The sequence below is a fragment of the Pseudomonas botevensis genome, assembly GCF_019145475.1.
Lineage (GTDB): Bacteria > Pseudomonadota > Gammaproteobacteria > Pseudomonadales > Pseudomonadaceae > Aquipseudomonas > Aquipseudomonas botevensis.
On record NZ_JAHTKI010000007.1, the window covers coordinates 62845 to 82986 of the forward strand.

General features: G+C 61.3%; 19 protein-coding genes. 6 read left to right on the top strand and 13 right to left on the bottom strand.

Annotation, left to right across the window (positions count from 1 at the left end; genetic code table 11):
• Nucleotides 1–34 precede the first annotated feature (34 nt).
• Both KVQ74_RS11370 and yghU read left to right on the top strand, forming a co-directional pair.
• Complete coding sequence (locus KVQ74_RS11370) at nucleotides 35–571, top strand: P-loop NTPase family protein (protein ID WP_217831168.1); 537 nt, start codon at nucleotides 35–37, stop codon at nucleotides 569–571.
• Nucleotides 572–680: 109 nt separating this feature from the next.
• Nucleotides 681–1520: a glutathione-dependent disulfide-bond oxidoreductase gene (gene yghU, locus KVQ74_RS11375; protein ID WP_217831169.1), complete on the top strand. Its 840-nt coding sequence runs from the start codon at nucleotides 681–683 to the stop codon at nucleotides 1518–1520.
• Nucleotides 1521–1590: 70 nt separating this feature from the next.
• Here yghU and KVQ74_RS11380 read toward each other — a convergent pair whose 3' ends face one another.
• The 7 genes from KVQ74_RS11380 to KVQ74_RS11410 form a co-directional block, all read right to left on the bottom strand.
• Complete coding sequence (locus KVQ74_RS11380) at nucleotides 1591–2367, bottom strand: alpha/beta fold hydrolase (protein ID WP_217831170.1); 777 nt, start codon at nucleotides 2365–2367, stop codon at nucleotides 1591–1593.
• A gap of 275 nt (nucleotides 2368–2642) precedes the next feature.
• Nucleotides 2643–5396 (bottom strand): cystathionine beta-lyase, encoded by a 2754-nt coding sequence (gene metC / locus KVQ74_RS11385; RefSeq protein ID WP_217831171.1) that lies wholly within the window; start codon nucleotides 5394–5396, stop codon nucleotides 2643–2645.
• Nucleotides 5393–5989 carry a cysteine dioxygenase family protein gene (locus tag KVQ74_RS11390; RefSeq protein WP_217831172.1) on the bottom strand — a complete coding sequence of 199 codons (597 nt, stop codon included), beginning with the start codon at nucleotides 5987–5989 and terminating at the stop codon, nucleotides 5393–5395. The genes metC and KVQ74_RS11390 overlap by 4 nt, the downstream gene beginning before the upstream one ends.
• 15 nt (nucleotides 5990–6004) lie before the next feature.
• Nucleotides 6005–6841, bottom strand: coding sequence for an amino acid ABC transporter ATP-binding protein (locus KVQ74_RS11395; RefSeq protein WP_217831173.1), 837 nt, complete (start codon nucleotides 6839–6841; stop codon nucleotides 6005–6007).
• The gene (locus tag KVQ74_RS11400; protein ID WP_217831174.1) at nucleotides 6828–7616 is read right to left on the bottom strand and encodes an amino acid ABC transporter permease; all 789 of its coding nucleotides are present in this window, start codon (nucleotides 7614–7616) and stop codon (nucleotides 6828–6830) included. The genes KVQ74_RS11395 and KVQ74_RS11400 overlap by 14 nt, the downstream gene beginning before the upstream one ends.
• Nucleotides 7606–8340 carry an amino acid ABC transporter permease gene (locus KVQ74_RS11405; RefSeq protein ID WP_217831175.1) on the bottom strand — a complete coding sequence of 245 codons (735 nt, stop codon included), beginning with the start codon at nucleotides 8338–8340 and terminating at the stop codon, nucleotides 7606–7608. The genes KVQ74_RS11400 and KVQ74_RS11405 overlap by 11 nt, the downstream gene beginning before the upstream one ends.
• 3 nt (nucleotides 8341–8343) lie before the next feature.
• Entirely contained in the window at nucleotides 8344–9183 is an 840-nt protein-coding gene (locus KVQ74_RS11410) for a transporter substrate-binding domain-containing protein (protein WP_217831176.1), read from the bottom strand.
• A 253-nt stretch (nucleotides 9184–9436) separates the two neighbouring features.
• Here KVQ74_RS11410 and KVQ74_RS11415 point away from each other — a divergent pair, with 253 nt between their 5' ends.
• Together KVQ74_RS11415 and yfcF are read left to right on the top strand one after the other, a co-directional pair.
• The gene (locus KVQ74_RS11415) at nucleotides 9437–10288 is read left to right on the top strand and encodes a LysR substrate-binding domain-containing protein (RefSeq protein ID WP_217831177.1); all 852 of its coding nucleotides are present in this window, start codon (nucleotides 9437–9439) and stop codon (nucleotides 10286–10288) included.
• 130 nt (nucleotides 10289–10418) lie between these two features.
• A complete protein-coding gene (gene yfcF / locus KVQ74_RS11420) occupies nucleotides 10419–11051 on the top strand; it encodes a glutathione transferase (RefSeq protein WP_217831178.1) in 633 nt (210 codons plus the stop codon).
• A gap of 15 nt (nucleotides 11052–11066) precedes the next feature.
• Here yfcF and KVQ74_RS11425 read toward each other — a convergent pair whose 3' ends face one another.
• Nucleotides 11067–12491 (bottom strand): aldehyde dehydrogenase family protein, encoded by a 1425-nt coding sequence (locus KVQ74_RS11425; RefSeq protein ID WP_217831179.1) that lies wholly within the window; start codon nucleotides 12489–12491, stop codon nucleotides 11067–11069.
• A 121-nt stretch (nucleotides 12492–12612) separates the two neighbouring features.
• On the opposite strand from KVQ74_RS11425, the gene KVQ74_RS11430 reads away from it, so the two are divergent.
• A complete protein-coding gene (locus tag KVQ74_RS11430) occupies nucleotides 12613–13515 on the top strand; it encodes a LysR family transcriptional regulator (RefSeq protein ID WP_225929963.1) in 903 nt (300 codons plus the stop codon).
• A 58-nt stretch (nucleotides 13516–13573) separates the two neighbouring features.
• On the opposite strand, the gene KVQ74_RS11435 is transcribed toward KVQ74_RS11430, so the two are convergent.
• The 5 genes from KVQ74_RS11435 to KVQ74_RS11455 form a co-directional block, all read right to left on the bottom strand.
• Entirely contained in the window at nucleotides 13574–14467 is an 894-nt protein-coding gene (locus KVQ74_RS11435; RefSeq protein WP_217831180.1) for a LysR family transcriptional regulator, read from the bottom strand.
• A 177-nt stretch (nucleotides 14468–14644) separates the two neighbouring features.
• Nucleotides 14645–15700, bottom strand: coding sequence for an alpha/beta hydrolase (locus KVQ74_RS11440; RefSeq protein ID WP_217831181.1), 1056 nt, complete (start codon nucleotides 15698–15700; stop codon nucleotides 14645–14647).
• Nucleotides 15701–15785: 85 nt separating this feature from the next.
• A complete protein-coding gene (locus KVQ74_RS11445) occupies nucleotides 15786–16925 on the bottom strand; it encodes an alpha/beta hydrolase (RefSeq protein ID WP_404822670.1) in 1140 nt (379 codons plus the stop codon).
• A 5-nt stretch (nucleotides 16926–16930) separates the two neighbouring features.
• Nucleotides 16931–17404: a (R)-mandelonitrile lyase gene (locus KVQ74_RS11450; RefSeq protein ID WP_217831182.1), complete on the bottom strand. Its 474-nt coding sequence runs from the start codon at nucleotides 17402–17404 to the stop codon at nucleotides 16931–16933.
• Nucleotides 17405–17430: 26 nt separating this feature from the next.
• Nucleotides 17431–18420, bottom strand: a complete 990-nt coding sequence (locus KVQ74_RS11455) for an aldo/keto reductase (protein ID WP_217831183.1) — start codon at nucleotides 18418–18420, stop codon at nucleotides 17431–17433.
• A gap of 297 nt (nucleotides 18421–18717) precedes the next feature.
• Here KVQ74_RS11455 and KVQ74_RS11460 point away from each other — a divergent pair, with 297 nt between their 5' ends.
• Nucleotides 18718–20004, top strand: coding sequence for an OprD family porin (locus KVQ74_RS11460; protein WP_217831184.1), 1287 nt, complete (start codon nucleotides 18718–18720; stop codon nucleotides 20002–20004).
• Nucleotides 20005–20142: the final 138 nt, after the last annotated feature.

Below are 20142 nucleotides of genomic sequence, written 5' to 3' on the forward strand. Positions count from 1 at the left end.
AATCGCCGGCCTTTTTTCGCGACAGGAAGTCTCCATGCAACGGATTGTGATTCTAGGAAATGCCGGTAGTGGCAAATCCACTCTCGCCCGCAGACTCGGCGAACGCCTAGGGCTACCGGTGGTGCACCTGGATACGCTGTTCTGGGAACCCGACTGGACCGAGCCCGATGCAGAAGAGTTTCGTGAACGGGTTCGCGAAGCGGTCATGCCAGATGCCTGGATTTGCGAAGGCAACTACTCCCGACGCACGTTCGACCTGCGCCTGCCGCGCGCGGACCTGATCATCTGGCTCGATACGCCGCGCCTCACTTGCTTGATTCGGGTGTTCATCCGCAGCGTCATGAACCGCCCTCGCCCCGACCTGCCAGCCGGCTGCACGGAAAAACTCAACCGGGCCTTCCTGACATTTCTTGGGTTCGTCTGGGCCTTTGATCGCGCCTATCGCCCCGGTATCGAGTCGGTGCGCCTTGCCACCGCGCCAGAGATTCCGGTATTGCACCTGCGGGACAAACGACAGATCGCCGCGTTTGTCGAAGGGCTGCGCGCAATGCCCGGGACTTGCCCGGAATAGAGACTTCATTGGCAATCCGCTGCTGTTCTGTGGTGTCCTGTCAGGCAGGAACCCGAGGTTCTGACCCGGGTCCACGTCATCTCAGCCAGCAAACAATGAGGTCTGCTTCATGAGCAAAGCGTCTTACGTTCCGCCCAAGGTCTGGAAACACGAAGCGCCGTCCGGTGGACAGTTCGCCAGTATCAACCGCCCGGTGGCCGGGCCGACCCATGACAAGACCCTGCCAGTTGGCAAGCATCCGTTGCAGTTGTATTCGCTTGCCACGCCCAATGGCGTGAAAGTGACGATCCTGCTCGAAGAACTGTTGGCGCTCGGACACACCGAAGCCGAGTACGACGCCTGGCTGATTCGCATCGGCGAGGGCGACCAGTTCTCCAGTGGTTTTGTCGAGGTCAATCCGAACTCGAAGATTCCGGCGCTGCTGGATCGCAGCGTGGAACCACCGATTCGCGTCTTCGAATCAGGTTCGATCCTGCTGTATCTCGCGGAAAAATTCGGCGCTTTGCTGCCCAAGGACCCGGCCGGCCGCGCCGAAACCCTGAACTGGCTGTTCTGGCAGATGGGTTCGGCACCTTATCTGGGCGGTGGCTTCGGGCATTTCTATGCCTATGCGCCGGAGAAGTTCGAATACGCGATCAACCGTTTCACCATGGAAGCCAAACGGCAGCTGGATGTGCTGGACCGACGCCTGGCCGAAAGCAAGTACCTGGCGGGCGACAGCTACACCATCGCCGACATCGCGGTCTGGCCGTGGTATGGCCAACTGGTGCGCAACAACGTCTACTCGGCCGCCGAGTTCCTGGCCGCCCATGAGTACACCCATGTGCAGCGCTGGGCGGAAGAAATCGCCAAGCGGCCGGCGGTACTGCGCGGGCAGCGGGTCAACCGCACCTGGGGCGATGAAGACAAACAGTTGCCGGAACGGCATCAGGCGTCTGATCTGGATTGATCCTATGCGCATATGAAACAGGGCCTCAGCCGCATTCCGGCTGAGGCCCTGTTGTTTTAACGAGCGCGAACTACTTCGCGACCGCCGCTTTTTCAATCAACCGGGCAACCGCCTCCGGGTGTGAAACCATCACCACATGGGAGCCACCCTTCACCACTTCTATCGCTTTGGCGTCGGCGCGTTTGGCCATGAACGCCATTGCCTGCGGTGGAATGTTCTTGTCTTTATCGCCGTAGATGTACCAGGACGGAATGTGCTTCCAGGCCGGGGCACCGGACTGTTCGTTGAGCGCCGCTTCAGTGACCGGGCGTTGCGTAGCCGCCATCAGCGCCGCTTGCGCGGCAGGCACGTCGGCCGCGAACTGGTCATGAAACTTGTCCTGCTGGATGTACAGATCCTTGCCGCCGTCAGCCAGTGCGACCGGCGCCGCCAGCGTCGGGCCGAGGGTGCTGCCCGGGAACTTGCCGGCCAGCCCGGCGACGGTCTCGCCCTGCTCCGGCGCGAAAGCGCTGACGTACACCAGTGCTTTGACATTCGGCCGGTCATTGGCCGCCTCGCTGATGACGTTGCCGCCGTAGGAGTGCCCGACCAATACGACCGGCGACTTGATGCTCGCCAGCAGCGCGGAAACCTCTGCGCCATCGCCTTTGACGCTGCGCAATGGATTGGCCGCTGCCACCACCGCGTAGCCATCCTTTTCCAGAATCTTTGCCACGCCGTTCCAGCTGGAGGCATCGGCAAAGGCCCCGTGTACCAGAACGACAGTGGGTTTTTCGGACTGGGCGAAAGCGTGGGCGCCTGCAAACAGGCTGCCGGCGACCGCCAATGCCGTGATCAGTTTTTTCATTGCGAACTCCTTGAGCGATTGAGCGAAGCGGATGAGGTTCTTCGAGCCCGGCAGGGCCAAAGTCGTGCGATGGGCGGTTTACCAGTTCATGACGATGTCTCCGGACGTTGAAAGATCCAACCAGGCGACTGGTGTTGCCTCGTTGGAGCTCATTTGACGTCGCGCAGGTATCTCGTGTGTGTCACTGACAGGGGTAAAAGAATCGGCACGTATCGTTGGCGCGGGCGGATACACAGAGATACATATCGCCCGCATCCTTCAGGACCCGGAAGCACTCAATCCCGGGAGTTTTCCATTGCGGCAAACCCACGCTCCAGGTCTTCAATCAGCGCCTCGACATCCTCCAGACCGATGTGCAAGCGCAGCACCGGGCTCTCGATACGGTCTTCCTGGCGTTCGGCGAGCGTGACCAGACTTTCGTAACCACCCCAGGACGCGCCCAGGCCGAATACCCGCAGCGCATCGATGAAGCGTTCCAGTTGAGCGGTATCCGCCTGCTGTAATTCGAACGACAGCAGGCCATTGCTGCCGTTGAAATCGCGTTTCCACAACGCGTGCCCGGGATGCTCCAGCAATGCAGGATGGAACACCCGCGTCACTTCAGGACGAGCTTGTAACCAGTGGGCGATTTCCAGCGCCTGGCGTTCATGGACTTCCATGCGCGCAGCCAGGGTTCGCGCACCACGCAGCACCAGATAGGCATCGTCGGGGCTGACCGTGGAACCGAAGGCATCGCTCATCGACGCCAGTGGCTGCCAGACGTCCTCGCGAGTGCAGACGCTGCCCATGACCACATCGCTGTGGCCGCTCAGGTACTTGGTCAATGCCATGATCGAGATGTCCGCGCCCAGCGTCAGCGGCCGGTACAGGTAAGCCGAGCCCCAGGTGTTGTCCACTGCCAGCAAAATCCCCCGGGGCTTGCACAGGGCAGCGATGGCCGGCAGGTCACTGAGTTCGTAGAGCAAGGAGCCTGGCACTTCGGTGTAGACCATCCGGGTGTTGCTTTGCAGTTGCGCCGCCAACGTGCTGCCGTCGGCCTTGAAGTAATCGACCTGAATGCCGAACGGCTGCAAAAACTCCGCTGCCAGACGCCGCACCGGGGCGTAGACCGCGTCGGTGATCAACAGGTGATCGCCGGGGCGCAGGTAGGCCAGGAATGTCTGCGCGACCGCCGCCAGACCGGTGCCGAACAATCGCGTGCGATAGCCGCCCTCCAGCGCCGTGACCAGATCCTCCAGGGCGAACGCTGTAGGGTTGCCTCGAGCGCCGTAGCTCAACACTCGTTCGGTGTCGCGGCGCCGACGGGCATCGCGCATGTGCGCCAGGTTGTCGAACAGCACGGTACTCAGGCGGGTGACCGGTACGTTGACCCCACGCGGGCCGCTACCGCTTTCAGGACGCGCCGCATGAACCAGCCGGGTGCGTACTCGCGGGTTTTCGCTGGCCTGGGAAGGTGCCGTCAGCGGTTTGAGGCTGGCAATTTCGTCGTCGCTCATTTGCGCCAACAGACCGATTTCCCAGGCCAGATACTGACGCGCCGCGTCCTTGTTGCCGGAATGGCGGTCGTGGGTAAAGAACAGAAAATCGATGCACTCGCGATCCTCAGGGATGCCAGCGTCGGCCTGCACGCTCTGGCCCGCCGCACGCCACGCCTGAAGCCCGCCATCCAGCAAACGCACCTCGGCACGCTGGGCCGCTGGCAACTCCAGAACCGCCAGCGCAGCTATCGCCGGATCGTCTGCCAGCAGCACCAACGGCCGTGCTTCCCCCGCAACTGCCGCCGCCAGCAGCGGCCGGATCGACCAGCGTGAACCCGTGATATGCCCTTGGCGATAGACCATGCTCGGACGCAGATCCACCACGGCTACGGTTCGGTCTTTGAGCGCATCGGCCAGTGCCTGCGCCGAAATCAGCGGCACGCTCTGCTGCACGGTAACCGTACTCGCGGAGATCGCCAGACCGCTGTCCGTGCCGCCTGCCAGCACATAGGCCTCATGCCCCAATTGCCGCAGCCAACTGGCAATGATCGGCGCACGCACGCCCTCGCTGTCGAACACCACCACCCGCGCCCGCCGCACGCCGATATACAGATCGGTGGATTGAACCAGTTGTCCGCCCGGCGTGTGTTGCGCGCCGGGCAAACTGCCGACGGCGTATTCCTCGGCGGTGCGAACGTCGCACAAAAACACACTGCGTCCTGATTCCCCGGCCCATCGGGCGACTTCGGCGGCTTCGACGGTTTTCACTCCGGCGCGCTCGGCCAGGCGATTGGCCGCCCGTTGTCGGACCTCCAGCGCGTCACCGGACACCTGCTCGGCATAGCGGCGAGTGCTGCCATGTTCCAGCTGGAAATCTTCCAGATACCAGCCTTGAGTGCCGTTCTCCAGGGCATAGACCGGGTTCTTCAGCCCCAGATTGATCAGGGTCTGCGCGCCGATGATGCTGCGGGTCCGACCGGCGCAGTTGATGACGATCGGTGTGCTGTCATCCGGCAGCAGATCGTGAATGCGATAACCCAGTTCGCCGTTCGGGCAGCAGATCGCCCCGGGAATGGTCATCTTGCGATATTCCTCGAACGGCCTTCCGTCCACCATCACCAGCGGCTCGCCCCGCGCCTGCCATTGAGCCAGCTGCTGCGCGGTGACGTGCGGCGTATGGCTGGCTTCCTCGACCAGCTCACCAAATGCCTTGGATGGCACATGCACCCCGGCAAACAACTGATAACCCGCCGCTTGCCAGCCATCGGCACCGCCGGCGAGCCGATGTACGCGGTCGTAGCCCAGCGCCTGAAGGCGTTCTGCGCAACGCGCCGCAAGCGTCCCGTCATCCTGGTCGTAAATCACCAGTCTCACCCGGGGATCGGGCGCCAGACGCGCCACCTCCAGCTCCAGTCGGCTGTAGGGCAGATTGACCCCGTAAAACAGATGAGCTTCGCCGTACTGGCCGTGCTCGCGCACATCGAACAGGGCTATTTCCTGCCCGTCGAACAGCCACTGCTGCAGCTGCTCCGGGGATACGCTCTGGCTCATGGGTAGGCCTTGATCGAAGGCGCCATTTGCGAGGCGTTGTAGTTGAGAATGCGCCCGTCGGCCTCGACGCCGTAGCGGCCGTTGAGGGATTCGAGGGGCAACCCGTAGAGATGGAAATGCAAGGTCGCCTGCTCGCCGTCCACGCGAATCCCGTGCAGATCCTCGCCGAGGAACGAAATCGATGTGCCAGGCTGCACGACCACTTCGTTTTGCAGGTGCAACGTGGTGTAACCCGGCTCGCGGCCTTCGTCACTGCGGGCATAGACGTAGTTGATTTCCTGACCCTCCACGGCGCTGATGATCGCCCAGGTTTCGTGGTTGTGAGGAAGGGTGCTTTTGCCCGGCAGCAGTGAATTCAGGTACAGCGTCGGCGTGTCGCCGTCATCGTTGAGACGGTAGCGAAACGCCGTGCTGCCCTGCCCCGGCACTGGCGCCGGGAACTGCTCGAAATTGAACAGATCACGCCGCTCGGCCAGCGCTTCGAGCAACACCACGATGTCCTTCAGGGCGGCGCGGTCGACGCCGCGTTGGTTGATGACGCGGACTTTCTTCAGGAAATCCTCGATGACATCGACTCGGTTTGCGGTACTCATTCAAAACTCCTCGGGTCAGACAGACAGGCTGTAGCGGCTCAGATTGCTCAACAGGTACGGGTCGTTCGCCAGCACCGGACGGCGGCCCGGATCGCCCAGGGCATGGCGCAGAAAGGTTCGGGTACGCTCGCTCGCGGGGTTCTGGAAAATCTGCGCGGCACTTCCGTGTTCGACGATCACGCCGTTCTCGGTGAAATAGACGACGTCGCTGATTTCTTCGGCAAAGCGCATCTCATGGGTGACCAGCACGCAGGTCATGCCCTCTTCGGTCAGTTCCCGAATGACCGTCAGCACTTCGCCGACCGTCTCCGGATCGAGGGCCGAGGTCACTTCATCGAACAGAATCAGTTCCGGGCGCATCGCCAAGGCACGGGCAATCGCCACGCGTTGTTGCTGACCGCCGGACAGTTGTCCCGGATAGGCATCGGCCTTGTGTTCCAGGCGTACTTTGGCGAGTAGCGCGCGTGCGCTTTTCTCGGCGTCGCTGCGGTTGTGGCCGAGCACCTTGCGCGGCGCCACCACCAGATTCTGCAAGACCGACAGGTGCGGAAACAGGTTGTATTGCTGGAACACGAACCCCACGCGCTTGCGCAATTCGATGCGCTGCGCTTCCTGCTGCAACGTGTGGACGTCGGTGTTGCCGACGCGAATGCTGCCGCGCTGGGGCTGCAACAACCCGGTGATGCAGCGCAGGATGGTCGACTTGCCCGAGCCGGACGGACCGATGATCGACACCGCTTGCCCGCGATGAACGTCCAGGTCGATGCCTTTGAGCACCGGGTTGCCGGCAAACGACAGATGCAGATCGCGCAGCCTGACCAGCGGTTCGCCGACGGATTCAATAGAAGGCATAACGGCGCTCCAGGGCTTGGGTGAGTCGGGAAATCGGATAGCAATAAGCGAAGAACAGCGCGAGCAGACTCAAGTAGATCACCACGGTGAACCCGGTCTTGTTCACGGTGTTGCTGGCGATCTGCGCGGTGTCGATCACGTCATGCACACCCACCAGCGACGCCAGCGCCGTGCCCATGGTGATCACCGCATACAGGTTCATCCACGGCGGCAGCATGCGTTTGAAGCACTGCGGCAGGATGATCGAGCGGAAAATCTGGCCTCGGGTAAAGGCCAGCGAACGCGCGGCCTCCCATTGAGTGGCCGGGATCGACGCCACGGCCCCACGGAAGATTTCCGCGATGTTGGCGCTGGCCGGCAGGGCCAGGCCGATGGTGACCTTGAGCCAATCGGGAAACGCGAAGTAGACACCGCCAATGCGCAGTTCGAACGGAAACACGTAGGTGGTGAAATAGATCAGCACCAGCCACGGTGCATTACGAAAGCACTGCACCCAGATCCGCGCCGGCCAGCGCAATCCACGCAGCGGCGACAACGCCAGAGCACCCACCAACAGCCCGAGCAGCGAGCCAATGGCGATCGCCACCAGACTGATCACTATGTTCTGCGCAAAGCCTCGCGCCAGTGCCGGCGACCATTGCAGCAAAGCCTTGGACACCGGGCTTTGCAGGGCGAAATACAGCAGCGCCGCCCCCAGGCCGATCAACAGGAACAGTTTGCCGAGGTGGCGTCGCGGCCAGGCCCGCATCACCACGCCGGAAGCTTCAATGGCCATAACCGGGCATCCTCAGGCGCGCTTCAAGCAAACGCCCCACACAATTGACGAAGAAACTTAGCAGGCCGAAAAAGCCCAGGATCAGGATCATCAGTTCCAGCACGTTGTCGCTCTGGGTCCAGATCATGATCGCGGCGTAGGTGATATCGCCCACCGCGATGGCCGATGCCACGGCGGTCATTTTCACCAGGTCAATCAGGTTGTTGATCAGTGATGGCAAGGCAAAGCGCAGTGCCAGCGGCAATTGCACATTCCACAGCAACTGCCGCTTGCTGAAGGCCAGCGAGCTGGCGGCTTCCAGCGTCACGCCCGGTACGGCCTCGATGCCGGCACGCAGGGCTTCGGCATGGAACGCGCCCTTGTGCAGGGAAATCACGATCACCACCCAGGCGAACGGCGTCAGCGGATTGGCTGCGCCAACGGCCTGGGTCAGCAGCATGTTCAGCACCAGGAACGCGCAATACAGTTGCACCAGTGTCGGCGTATTACGGGTGACTTCGATGAACACCCGGGCCGGTTTCGCCAGCCACGGGTTGCCCGAGGTCAGCATCGCCGCCAGAGCGACCCCGGCCAGCAAGCTGCCGACGATGGTGAACGCGCACAACAGCAGCGTGGTCAGCGCGCCCTGCCCCAGGGTGCCGCGCTGGAAGGCGTCGAGCAAGAAGCCGTAATTCAAACCGAGGCCGCTCGCCCAGTGGACGAAAAGCTCAAGCCAGTGCCCCATGACTCAGGCGCCGTTCGCTTGAAACTGCTTTTGCAATTCCACCAGGGCCGGTGACGCGGGCGTGATGTGGTTGCGGGTCTGGGCGTCGATCAGCCAGCCGCTGCGGTGCAGTTGCTTGATGATCGGATCGATTCGGGCCTGGGTGTCCTGTTCGCCACGACGGGTCCAGATCACCGACGGCGCCGGGTTCAGCTCCGGGGAAATGGCTCGATAACCCTGCCATTCGCTGCTGTCGGCGATCAGCGGGTTGATCAGCGTTGCGTCATGTACCGCCGCGACGCAATTGTTGCCGCGCAGGGCCAGCAAGGATTCCGACGAGCTCTTGAAGGCCTTCAGTTCGGCGCCCAGTTCAGTCAGCGGCTTGATGTAGCTGCTGCCCTGGGAGGTGCAGACCGGTTGGCCCTTGAGGTCTTCCCAGCGGGTGATCTTGCTGTCCTTGAGCACGGCGGCCGTACCGCCCACCCGGTAAAACGGCGTCGGCACGAAACCCAGGATCTCGCCACGCTCAGCGGTCCATTCCATGTTGGCGATCAGCAGATCGACCTTGCCCTGCTGCAAAAACTGCACGCGGTTGGCCGGCAGCACCGGCACCAGTTGCACCTCTGCTCCCAACTGCTTGCCCAGCTCTTGCGCCAGATCGACGTTCAGCCCGCGCGGTTGCTGAGTGGCCGGATCAATGCCGCCAAACGGCCCACCCGACAGCAACACGCCAACCACCAGCACATGCCGTTGCTCAATCTTGTCCAGCGTCGCGTCAGCCTTGGCGGCGACACCTGACAAGGCAATCAAGGAACCCAACATCACAGGCAAAAATCGTTTAACAGACACGCGCTTGAGCAACATGGGCTTCCCTTTCATGGACGATCGGCCAAGCCGATCCGATTGGGTCGCATCGTAGGTAGAGTGAATCGGCAACGGAAATTCTAAGATCTAATATCGTTATAACTTGCCGCGCGGCGAAAAATCACCCAAGCCTTAGATCCCAGTATTTATTGGAATTTCCTGCATTAGCGATTGTTAAATCCGCACTAATACATAACGATACGTGATGTTTATGTTTGCACCGCTGATGTAAAACACCTTCTGGAACCGAGCCATGTCGACGCTTGATCTCGAACTGCTGCGCACTTTCATCGCCGTGGTGGATCACCACAGTTTTGCCGAAGCCGGCGTGCATCTAAACCGCACGCAGTCGTCCGTCACCCAGCACCTGCAACGCCTTGAACAACAGGTCGGCGTGAGTTTGTTCGAGAAACGCGGGCGACAAAAACACCTGACCGAATCTGGTTTGCAGTTGCTGCGCCACGCCCGGCAAATGCTCTCGCTCAACGACGACGCATTGAGTTCCCTGCGGGAAAACAGCTTGAGCGGGGTCTTGCGCATCGGCTCGCCCCACGACATCGCCGACACCATCCTGCCGCCGATCCTCAGCCACATCGCCCGCTCGGCGCCGCGCTTGCGTCTGGAGATCGATGTCGGTCGCAGCCCGTTCCTGATGGACGATCTGCACCGGGGCAAAGTCGACATGGTGATTTCCACCCGTGCCGACCCGAATCTTGAAGGGTTTGCCCTGCGCACCTCGCCAGTGTGGTGGATCTGCTCGGCGCAATACCTGCACACTCCCGGTGAACCGCTGCCGCTGATCCTGGTGGATGAGCCGAGCATCTATCGGCGTTACGCCATTGAAGCGCTGGAACGGGCGAACATTGCCTGGCGCCAGGCCTATCTGGCCTCTAACCTGATCGGCATCAAGGCGGCCACCCGCGCAGGCCTGGGCGTCACCGCCCGCAGCATGGAAATGCTCGGCCCGGACATGCGCGTGCTCGGCGAAAACGACGGCCTGCCGCGCCTGCCGGACGTGACCTACCACCTGTGGATCCGCGCCAACACCGTCAACCCGCTGGTGCGCCGCGCCTATGAGCTGATCAGAAACAGTCGGGGGCTTTGACTGTCCGGCTTGCGTCGGAGCTGCCGACAACCCTGTATTCCGGCCGGGAATACGCCCATGAAAATCATGAATTTTATTTGTTGTCCGGGATCTCGTAGCGTGTCCCTTCCATGCATAAGGAGATCGCCCCGTGAACCCTTCCCCGCTGCGCCTGTATGTCGACGCCCAATTCACCAGCCCGTACGCCCTCTCGGCTTACGTGGCACTCCGTGAAAAAGGTCTCGAGTTTGAACTGAGTACGCTGGATCTCGACGCCGCCGAAAATCAGGCAGAAGGTTATGCCAGCCTTTCGCTGACCCAGCGGGTGCCGACACTGGTCCATGGCGACTTCGCCCTGTCCGAGTCGTCGGCGATCACCGAGTATCTGGAGGACACGTTTCCTCAGTCGCCGGTCTACCCACAGGACCTGAAGCAACGAGCGCAAGCACGCCAAGTCCAGGCCTGGCTGCGCAGTGACTTGCTGCCCATCCGCCAGGAGCGATCCACGCTGGTGGTGTTTTATGGCCTCAAGTCCGGGCCGTTGTCGCCCGTCGCCGAATCAGCCGCGCGCAAGTTGTTCGCCGCTGCCCAGGCGCTGCTGGCCGACAGCCGCGGGCACCTGTTCGGCCAATGGTCGATTGCCGATGTCGACCTGGCCTTGATGCTCAACCGCCTGATACTCAATGGCGACGCCGTGCCGCCGGCACTGGTGGAGTACGCGCAACGGCAATGGCAGCGGCCGAGTGTGCAGGAGTGGGTGACGCGGCAGCGGCCTGCGATGTAGACGTCACCCGTCGACTCAGACTGCACTGCCAAGCAAAGTCTTGGGTTCCAGATACGCGCTCATCCCCCACTTGCCCATTTCTCGCCCGAGCCCCGAGTGTTTGAAGCCACCGAAGGGGGCGCGTGGCTCGTGGGACAGGGTGTTGATGAGCACGCGCCCCGAATCGATCTGCCGGGCGATTCGTTCGCAACGCTGCGGATCCTTGCCCAGAACCAGAGCGCTGAGGCCGTAATCGGTGTCGTTGGCGATGGCAATTGCCTCGGCGTCGTCCTCATAGCCGATGATGGTCAGCACAGGGCCGAAGATTTCCTCACGGGCAATGCGCATCTGATTGTTGGCCTGGGTAAACAGCGTCGGTTTCACGAACCAGCCAGCGTGCAAACCCTCGGGCCGGCCTTCGCCACCGGCGAGCAGTGTCGCGCCCTCCTCCTGCCCGAGACGGATGTAGCGCTGCACCCGTTCCCATTGCTTGCGGCTGACCATCGGGCCAATGTCGGTTTGCGCATCGCGCGGGTCACCGGACTGAATGTGCGAGACGGCGACTTTCGCCACTTGCTCGAACTCGGCCAAGCGGCTGCGCGGCACCAGAATGCGCGTACCGGCGATGCAGGCCTGGCCGCTGTTGAGGAAACCGGCGCCCAAGACCAACGGCATGACGGCTGCGAAGTCGGCATCGTCGAGCACCACGGTGGGCGACTTGCCGCCCAGCTCCAGGGTCACGCGCTTGAGCGTGGCGGCCCCGGCGCCCACCAGATGCTGGCCCACGGCGGACGAACCGGTGAACGAAATCTTCGCCACATCCGGATGACGGGCGATTTCCTCACCCACCACATCACCACGACCATTGACGACGTTGAACACACCCGGCGGCAAGCCCGCCTCGTGCAGCGCTTCGATCACGATCTGCGTTTGCAGGGCGCTCATCTCGCTGGGTTTGATGACGGTGGTGCAACCTGCTGCCAATGCGGTCGCGAGCTTGTTGCAGATGAAACCGGCATTGCTGTTCCAGGGCGTGATCAGACCGGCAACGCCCACCGGGGTCTGGATCACTTTCGCCGAGCCGGCCTGCTCCTCGAAAGCAAAGGATTCCAGCGCATCGATCGCCTGGGCAATGACATCGGCCGGATACGTCGCCATCCAGCGGCCACGGACCAGCGGCGCGCCGTATTCCAGCAGGATTGCCTCCATCAGCTCCTCTTCCCGTGCGGCAACGGCGGCGTGCATCCGTTTCAGCACCGCAACGCGCTCCTCGCGGGAGGTCTGCGACCAAGTGCGGAAAGCAGCCTTGGCCGCCGCGATGGCGCGCTGCGCATCTTGGGCATCGCCCAACCGCACCTGGCCGATGACTTCTTCGGTGCTCGGGTTGTGGAGGTCGAACCATTCCTGACCGTGAGGCGTGACAAATTCACCGTTGATGTAGATGTGTTCGATGCGTTGCATGAGCGTTCCTCGTCAGAGGCTCTTTGAGAGCGAGCCGGTATGAAGCGGAGTCTAGGAATGCTTTACTGTTTCGATAAGACGCTCTTTCGCTGATGACATATCCCTGATTTCAGGACAATCCATGCACAAGACAGGAATGATCGAGCTGGAAGTGGTGCTGGCCGTGGCCCGCCGCAACAGCTTTCGCGGTGCCGCACAGGAACTGGGCATGTCCACCACGGCGGTCAGCAGCGCAGTGGCCGGGCTGGAGGCGCGCTTGAAGGTGCGCTTGTTCAATCGCTCGACCCGCAGCGTGGCCCTGACCGATGCAGGCCAACGCTACGTGGAACGCATCGCCCCCGCGCTGGCGGAAATCAAAAGTGCCGGAGAAGAAATCGGCGCCGGCCCCGACCAGCCCAGCGGCACCCTGCGGATCAACGTTCCGTACGGCGCGGCGAATCTGCTGCTGGTGCCGCTGTTCGACCAATACGCCCGGCGCTATCCCGAGGTGTCGATCGATATTGTCAGCGAGTCGCGCCTGATTGATGTCGTCGCCGAAGGCTTCGACGCCGGTATTCGCCTGGCCGAATTCGTACCACAAGACATGATCGCGGTGCCGATCTCGGGCGACACCCGCATGCGGGTGGTGGCAACCCCCGAATACCTCGAACGTCACGGCACGCCCAAGCATCCACGCGACCTGCTCAATCATAAGAGCATCGGCATGCGCATGGCCCACGGAGGTCTCTATCACTGGGAGCTGGAGCGCGACGACCAGAAACTGCAAATGGATCTTCCAGTGCGTTTCGCCTTCAATGAGCTGCTGGCGATCAAGCAGGCGGTGCAGCTGGGATTGGGCATCGGTTTCATTTCCGAATGGTTCATTCAGGACGAATTGAAAACCGGCGCACTGGTGCCCGTGCTGACTCAGTGGTGCCCGCCGTTTGGCGGACTGAGGCTTTACTACTCGGGGCATCGTTTCGTGCCGGCGCGGTTGCGGGCACTGATCGATCTGGTGCATGAACTGCGGTTGGCTGAATCTTGAATCAGACAGCGCGTTGATCGAGCAACGGTGTCACAGGGTGGGTGAACTCAAAGATGCCTCAGTCCTTGTAACGCAGCGCATCAACCACAACGCCAAACGCCGACGAATGCTCCCGGCGGTTAGGGTAGTAGAGATGGTAACCGGGAAAAGGCTGGCACCAATCCTCCAGCACCCGAATGAGGCTTCCATCGGCCAGTTCTTTGACCACCATATCTTCCGGCAGGAAGGCCAGCCCACAACCGGCGACAGCCGCCCGCAGGATCGGCATGCTGCTGTTGAACGTCCACTGTCCTTCGACACGTGCCTTCAACTCATGCCCGTTCTTCTCGAAATCCCATTGCAGAAGGCTTCCGTGGGTGGGCAGGCGCAGATTGATGCAGCTGTGTTCAGCAAGGTCGCCAGGCGCTTTCGGCCAAGGTCGCCGGTTGAAGTACTCGGGGGAACCCACCACCGCCATGCGTAACCTTGGGCCGACCGGTACGGCAATCATGTCCTTGGCCACTTGATCGCCCAGCCGTACGCCGGCGTCGTAACGTTGGGCGACGATGTCGGAGAGCGCGTAGTCGACGGTGATTTCGACCTTGATGTCCGGGTAGCCGGGGAGCACTTTCAACAGCTTCGGCCAGAGAATGTTGTTGGCTGCATGCTCGGAGGCTGAAATACGCACATTACCGGCAGGGGTATCACGAAACTCGCTGACCGCCGCCAATTCGAACTCGATTTCTTCGAAACGCGGTGCCATGGAAAGGTACAGCCGCTCGCCAGCCTCGGTCGGGGATACGCTGCGGGTGGTTCGGGTCAGCAACCGAACCCCGAGCCTTGCCTCCAGCGCACGCATTGTGTGGCTCAGTGCCGATTGCGAGACGCCCAACTGTGCCGCAGCGCGGGTAAAGCTGCCTTCACGGGTGATGACCACAAAGGCTTGCAGGTCGTTGAGGTTGGCACGGGACATTGATGAGAACCTCTCATGAGGGGTGCTGGATTGTCCCATGTAATCATTCTCGGGCGGATACGCGCACGAATTTCTGTTGATCTGCACCCCTCAACAGAAATCCGCCGCGTACGCACGCAGGTCAGCGACCGGCTCTTGGTTGTGGCTGCTGAAGCTTCAAACCGCGTGACTTTCCGATCACAGGGTTCTCGCATAGAACGCGTTCAGCTTGTCCAGGGCCGCATCGACGTACCGGGGAACCCAGTAGGTTTCGATATGAGTGGCCCCCTCGATAATGAACAGTTCCTTGTCCTGAGTACCGGTGGCCTTGGGAAAGGCATCCTGAGTCATATACAGACTGTCGGCCTTGCTGCCCGCGATCATCAGCAACGGCTGATCGATCAATTCGATCTGGTTGGTGGCGTCGAAACGCATCAGATCCAGGAGACTGCTCGTGGTGTACTTGAAGGTGGAGTTCGGGTGCGCATGGGTCTTCCAGTAGTACTCGTAACCCTGGCGGTACAGGGCGAACGGCAGCCTGGCGATCTGCTCGTCGGTCAGGTTGGCATCCCCCGAGTAAAGCACCTCGCCGCCCGCCGCTTCCTGGGCACGAGCGGCAGACGCCTGTTGCAGGCGTTGCGCGATGGTGTCCAGTTGCGAGTCGTGGTAGCCGTTGCGACGAACCCGCCCGGAGTTGAACATGCTGACCGTCGCCAGCGACTTGAAACGCTTGTCGGTTTGCGCCGCCGCCAACGAATACCCGCCGCCACCGCAGATGCCGAGCAAACCCAGACGCTTGCCGTCGACACCCGCGTACTGCGTGATGAAGTCTGCCATGCCGTGGATGTCTTCGATGCGGTACGCAGGCTTGTCGATACTGCGCGGCTGGCCGCCACTGGCACCCTGATAGGCGGCATCGGCGGTAATCGTGATATAGCCCTGTTCAGCCAGTCGCTGCGCATACAAACCGGCAACCTGTTCTTTCACCCCACCGTTGGGATGCGCCACGACCACCGTCGGATAAAGCTTTTTCGCGTCGTAATTGGCCGGGGTGTAGACGTTGGCGGCGATGTCCAGACCGTTGAGTTTGTACGTGACCGGATGAATATTGACCTTGCCAGGCTCGTTGTGGGTGATGGCACCGTCGTAAACCAGCGTGAACGGGTTCTTTTTGTAATCGGCGGCGGCGACCTCGCCGGCAGAAGCCCCGACCATGGCAGCCACCAACGAAGCTTTCAGAATTTTGTTTCTCATGTGATTTCCCTGGGAGTCATTAGAAATGCGCGATGCCTGTTTTTTTTTTGGGGAGTTGTCTCGGGGTTCAGCGATGCTGACCCGATCAATCCAGGCCTTTCTCATGGAGAAAACCGGACACCAGATCGGCGATCTGAACGTTGTTCAAGTCCGACATCGGGAAGTGGGTATTGCCCTTGATGCCGATCTCCGGCAAATGAATCAGCCTGACGTCGCCGCCGTGCCGATTGACGGCATCACGCCATAGCCGGGCCATCTCGAGTCGGGCGCGCCAACTGTCCTGCGCGGGCAGCTCCACGGGCTGCTCCGGAATGTTGTCGCCGTAGAGGACAAGGATCGGAATTCGCGTGAGCGCCTTGAATTGCTCTATCGGCACTGCCGCCCCTTGCACGGTGTCGAAAACGCTGGGAATCGGCGCCGGCAGTTCACCTTCCGGGAAGACGAAACTGCTGCCCGGTTCGAAAGCCACAATGGCCTTGACCTGATTGTTCCTGATCGCCGTCAACCAGCCCGGGCCGCCACCTTGCGAGTGCGTGAACAGGATGCCCGGCCCGATTTTGTCGAAGACCGACGACACGCCAGCGGAGACCACGTTCATGTCGAACGGCCCGGTGTTTGGCGTCATTGCGCGCAAGAACTGATTGCGTGTCGACGCATCCCGCGCAACCTGAACACCGTCGAAATAGTTCGGCCACAGACCGATGCGGAACTGGTTGAACCACAATTGCTCGTCCGGTACAGGCTTGACCGTCGCCTCGACCATGCTGCGCCCGGCAGCGCCACGGCGCGGCTGATCGATCAGATACACGCCGAACTGGCGGCGCAGAAAAATGTTCTGGAACCCTTCCCGGCCGTCCGCCGTGGTTTCCCAGGTTTTCGAGAATTGGCCGGCGCCGTGCCACATGACGATGGGCAGCTTCCGGGCATCCACCGGGATTTGATAGAAGGCGTAGGCATGGTCGCCGTGGTAGGTCTGACCATCAGGCGTCAGAGGCTTGTATGGGTTGAAGGTCCCGGGGGCGGTTATCATTGTCCCGCCTGCCGCGAAGCTGCCCTGCTCCTGAATCACCAAGGGGCCAGTGGCATTGTCCGGACGATCAGAATGAGCCGCGCAAGCGGCCAGGCTCGATACGAAGCCAAGGCACAGCGCAACGCGCGCGCCTCGCGGCCGGGTCGAGCAATGAGCAGTGTCTGATTCAGACGTCATCGGGAAGTCTCCATTCATCTTGATCACTTGCTTTGGTATTGCGCATCCGAGACTTTTTCCGCCCATGTGACGGTTTTTCCATCCAGTGCTTCGGCAATTGCGATATGGGTCACTCCGGAACTGGCCGTCGCCCCGTGCCAGTGCCGCACCTGCGGCGGGATCCAGACGATGTCCCCCGGATGGATTTCCCGACGCGGACCACCCTCCTGCTGCACATAGCCGACACCGGCCGTGACAATCAGCGTTTGCCCCAGCGGATGGGTGTGCCAGGCCGTTCTCGCGCCGGGCTCGAAGGTCACCGTAGCGCCGCGGGCACGGGCCGGCGGGTCGCCCCTGAACTGACCATCGACACTGACTGAACCAGTGAAGTTTTCGACTGCCCCCCGGATTGATGGCTGAGAGCCCGCAGTGCTGATCCGGATGCCGTCGGCAGCCTGGGCATCCCTGTCCCCAGCGAGAAGCGACAGGGCTACGAGTGGAGCGAGCAACGCGTTCATCGACGAATGCCTCCGCTTCATGTCTGTTATCGCCCGACTCGCGCCTTCAGGGCTTCGGGGTAACGGTCACCTTGAACGGGAATCTGCGACAGCACCGAATCAATGGCGCCCAGATCCGCCGCATCGAGCGTGATCGCCGCACCACCGAGATTTTCTTCCAGACGATGCAGTTTGGTGGTGCCGGGAATGGGTACGATCCAGGGGGTTTGAGCCAGCAGCCAGGCCAGGGCGATCTGTGCCGGCGTCGCCTGTTTGGCGGCGGCAATCTTGCGCACCTGTTCGACCAGGGCCTGGTTGGCCTGCAGCGCTTGCTGATTGAAGCGCGGCACGATGCTGCGGAAATCGTCGTTGCCAAAAGTGGCATCTGCGCCAATGGCTCCGGTCAGGAAACCCTTGCCCAGCGGACTGAAAGGCACGAAGCCTATGCCCAGTTCAGCGAGGGTCGGCAGAATTTCCTGCTCAGGTTCGCGCCACCATAGCGAATATTCGCTTTGCAGCGCGGTAACCGGTTGCACCGCGTGGGCACGGCGAATGGTCTGCGCACCCGCCTCGGACAGCCCGAAGTGCTTGACCTTGCCTTCCCGGATCAACTCCCTGACCAGTCCGGCAACGTCCTCGATCGGTACGTCCGGGTCGACGCGATGCTGGTACAGCAAGTCGATGTAGTCAGTCTTCAACCGTCGCAGTGATCCCTCGACAGCCATACGGATGTGCTCTGGCCGACTATTGAGAATCTGCTGCTTGTTGTCGGAGCCGAAGGTAAAACCGAACTTGGTGGCAATCACCACTTTGTGGCGAATCGGCGCCAGTGCCTGCCCTACTACCTGCTCGTTAAGGTAGGGACCGTAGACCTCGGCGGTGTCGAAGAAGGTAACGCCCTGATCAAACGCCGCGCGGATAAGCGAGACGGCCTCGGCGGTGTTGGTTGCCGGTCCGTAACCGTGACTGAGGCCCATGCATCCGAAGCCCAGAGCGGAGACTTCAAGTGAATGATTGCCGAGTTTGCGCTTGTACATATGCAGTCTCCCTGCTTGTGCTGACCAGCATTGAGCTGTCGAGAAAACAAGATCCGGCACCGCCTGATCCACGTCGGAACAGGTGCGATGCCCGTGCACAAAACAGTAAGCGACGGATCAGCCAGGGACTAGACGGCTAAATCGGCAAGGCTTCGTGAGCTGAATTCATTAATCGGCGCAACTCAGTGATGTAGCTGTTCTCTCGGCAAATCCGACAACTGAGCACATCAGCTCAATCCCGCTGCCCCGCTTCCATCGATCATTGATGTCTCGTTTGCAATCTCCGGCCACTGACCCATGATCGATTCGCGTATCACCTTGCTAGTGTTGTTGTGCGGGCTCGCCGAAACGGCTGCCGCGAGCGGTTTTCTGGACGACGCCAAGTCCGAAGTGCTGCTGCGCAACTTCTACCTGAGCAACGACTACCGCTCGCCCTCGCCCACCGGCAAGAACTACAAACAGGAATGGGCTCAAGGGTTTATCGGTACTTTTTCATCCGGATTCACGGACGGAACAATCGGTTTCGGGCTCGATGCCCACGCCTTTACGGGGCTGAAACTGGACGGCGGCAAGGGTCACTCCGGCACCGGCCTGCTGCCGGTGGACAGTGACGGACGCAGTGAGCACGACTACTCCAGCGCCGGTGGCGCGCTCAAGCTGAAGGCCTCACGCACCACCCTGGCCTTCGGTGAAATGACCGTGGAAACGCCGGTATTCGACACCTCGGACAAACGCCTGCAACCGGAATACGCCACGGGTTTCCTGCTCAACAGCCGTGAGATTGAAAACGTGGGGTTGGTCGCCGGGCATTTCACCGCGTTCAAGAACCAGGACAGTTCATCGGGCAAGGGCGACTTTTATGGCTATGGCGCCAACACCGAGGCCGGCGCCATCAGCTTCATCGGTGCCGATCTGTTCAGCAACAGCCCGGTCGGCGGCGCGCTGTACGCTTCCGAGCTGAGCGACACTTGGCACCAGTACTACGGCAATCTGCACTTCAAGCAGTCCGGCCTGTTCCTCGATGCCAACCTCTACCACACCCGCGACACCGGCCGGGCGCTCGCCGGGGAAATCGACAACACCGCGTTCAGCCTGTCCGGCAAATACACCTTCGGTGCCCATGCAGTGATGCTCGGCTGGCAGCGGATCAACGGCGACACACCGTTCGACTTCGTCGGAGGCGACTCGATCTACCTGGCCAACTCCATCAAATACGCCGACTTCAACGGCGCCAACGAACGCTCCTGGCAAGCCCGCTACGACTTCGACTTCGGCGCACTCGGCATCCCCGGCCTGAACTTCATGACCCGCTACGTCTCCGGCAGCCACATCGATGGCACCCACGCCCCCAAGGGCGGCGCCTACAACCCGTTCGACCCCGACAGCGGCCAGTATCAGCCGCAGCAAGGTGATGGCGGCAAGCATTGGGAACGCGATATTGATTTGCGCTACATCGTCCAGTCGGGTACGGCGAAGGATCTGTCGGTGCAGTTGTCCCACGTTTCGCACCGGGCCAACACGGCTCAGGCAGGGGATGACATTGATCGGATTTATGTGGTGATCCAGTATCCGATCGGGTTCTGAAGCTGAATCAAAACATGCGGGGAGTACCACGCCACCCGAACATTTTTCGCCCCGATGCGTTCTTCATTGCGGTCGTGAGCAATGCCTTTGTGCAAAAAGCATCTACGCTTTCAGCACTCATTATTGCCATGGTCGCTA

Excerpts from the sequence above, each read along its gene's own strand:
- KVQ74_RS11370 (WP_217831168.1), top strand. The coding sequence starts at position 35 with ATGCAACGGATTGTGATTCTAGGAAATGCCGGTAGTGGCAAATCCACT.
- yghU (WP_217831169.1), top strand. The coding sequence starts at position 681 with ATGAGCAAAGCGTCTTACGTTCCGCCCAAGGTCTGGAAACACGAAGCG.
- KVQ74_RS11380 (WP_217831170.1), bottom strand. The coding sequence starts at position 2,367 with ATGAAAAAACTGATCACGGCATTGGCGGTCGCCGGCAGCCTGTTTGCA.
- metC (WP_217831171.1), bottom strand. The coding sequence starts at position 5,396 with ATGAGCCAGAGCGTATCCCCGGAGCAGCTGCAGCAGTGGCTGTTCGAC.
- KVQ74_RS11390 (WP_217831172.1), bottom strand. The coding sequence starts at position 5,989 with ATGAGTACCGCAAACCGAGTCGATGTCATCGAGGATTTCCTGAAGAAA.
- KVQ74_RS11395 (WP_217831173.1), bottom strand. The coding sequence starts at position 6,841 with ATGCCTTCTATTGAATCCGTCGGCGAACCGCTGGTCAGGCTGCGCGAT.
- KVQ74_RS11400 (WP_217831174.1), bottom strand. The coding sequence starts at position 7,616 with ATGGCCATTGAAGCTTCCGGCGTGGTGATGCGGGCCTGGCCGCGACGC.
- KVQ74_RS11405 (WP_217831175.1), bottom strand. The coding sequence starts at position 8,340 with ATGGGGCACTGGCTTGAGCTTTTCGTCCACTGGGCGAGCGGCCTCGGT.
- KVQ74_RS11410 (WP_217831176.1), bottom strand. The coding sequence starts at position 9,183 with ATGTTGCTCAAGCGCGTGTCTGTTAAACGATTTTTGCCTGTGATGTTG.
- KVQ74_RS11415 (WP_217831177.1), top strand. The coding sequence starts at position 9,437 with ATGTCGACGCTTGATCTCGAACTGCTGCGCACTTTCATCGCCGTGGTG.
- KVQ74_RS11425 (WP_217831179.1), bottom strand. The coding sequence starts at position 12,491 with ATGCAACGCATCGAACACATCTACATCAACGGTGAATTTGTCACGCCT.
- KVQ74_RS11430 (WP_225929963.1), top strand. The coding sequence starts at position 12,613 with ATGCACAAGACAGGAATGATCGAGCTGGAAGTGGTGCTGGCCGTGGCC.
- KVQ74_RS11435 (WP_217831180.1), bottom strand. The coding sequence starts at position 14,467 with ATGTCCCGTGCCAACCTCAACGACCTGCAAGCCTTTGTGGTCATCACC.
- KVQ74_RS11440 (WP_217831181.1), bottom strand. The coding sequence starts at position 15,700 with ATGAGAAACAAAATTCTGAAAGCTTCGTTGGTGGCTGCCATGGTCGGG.
- KVQ74_RS11445 (WP_404822670.1), bottom strand. The coding sequence starts at position 16,925 with ATGAATGGAGACTTCCCGATGACGTCTGAATCAGACACTGCTCATTGC.
- KVQ74_RS11450 (WP_217831182.1), bottom strand. The coding sequence starts at position 17,404 with ATGAACGCGTTGCTCGCTCCACTCGTAGCCCTGTCGCTTCTCGCTGGG.
- KVQ74_RS11455 (WP_217831183.1), bottom strand. The coding sequence starts at position 18,420 with ATGTACAAGCGCAAACTCGGCAATCATTCACTTGAAGTCTCCGCTCTG.
- KVQ74_RS11460 (WP_217831184.1), top strand. The coding sequence starts at position 18,718 with ATGATCGATTCGCGTATCACCTTGCTAGTGTTGTTGTGCGGGCTCGCC.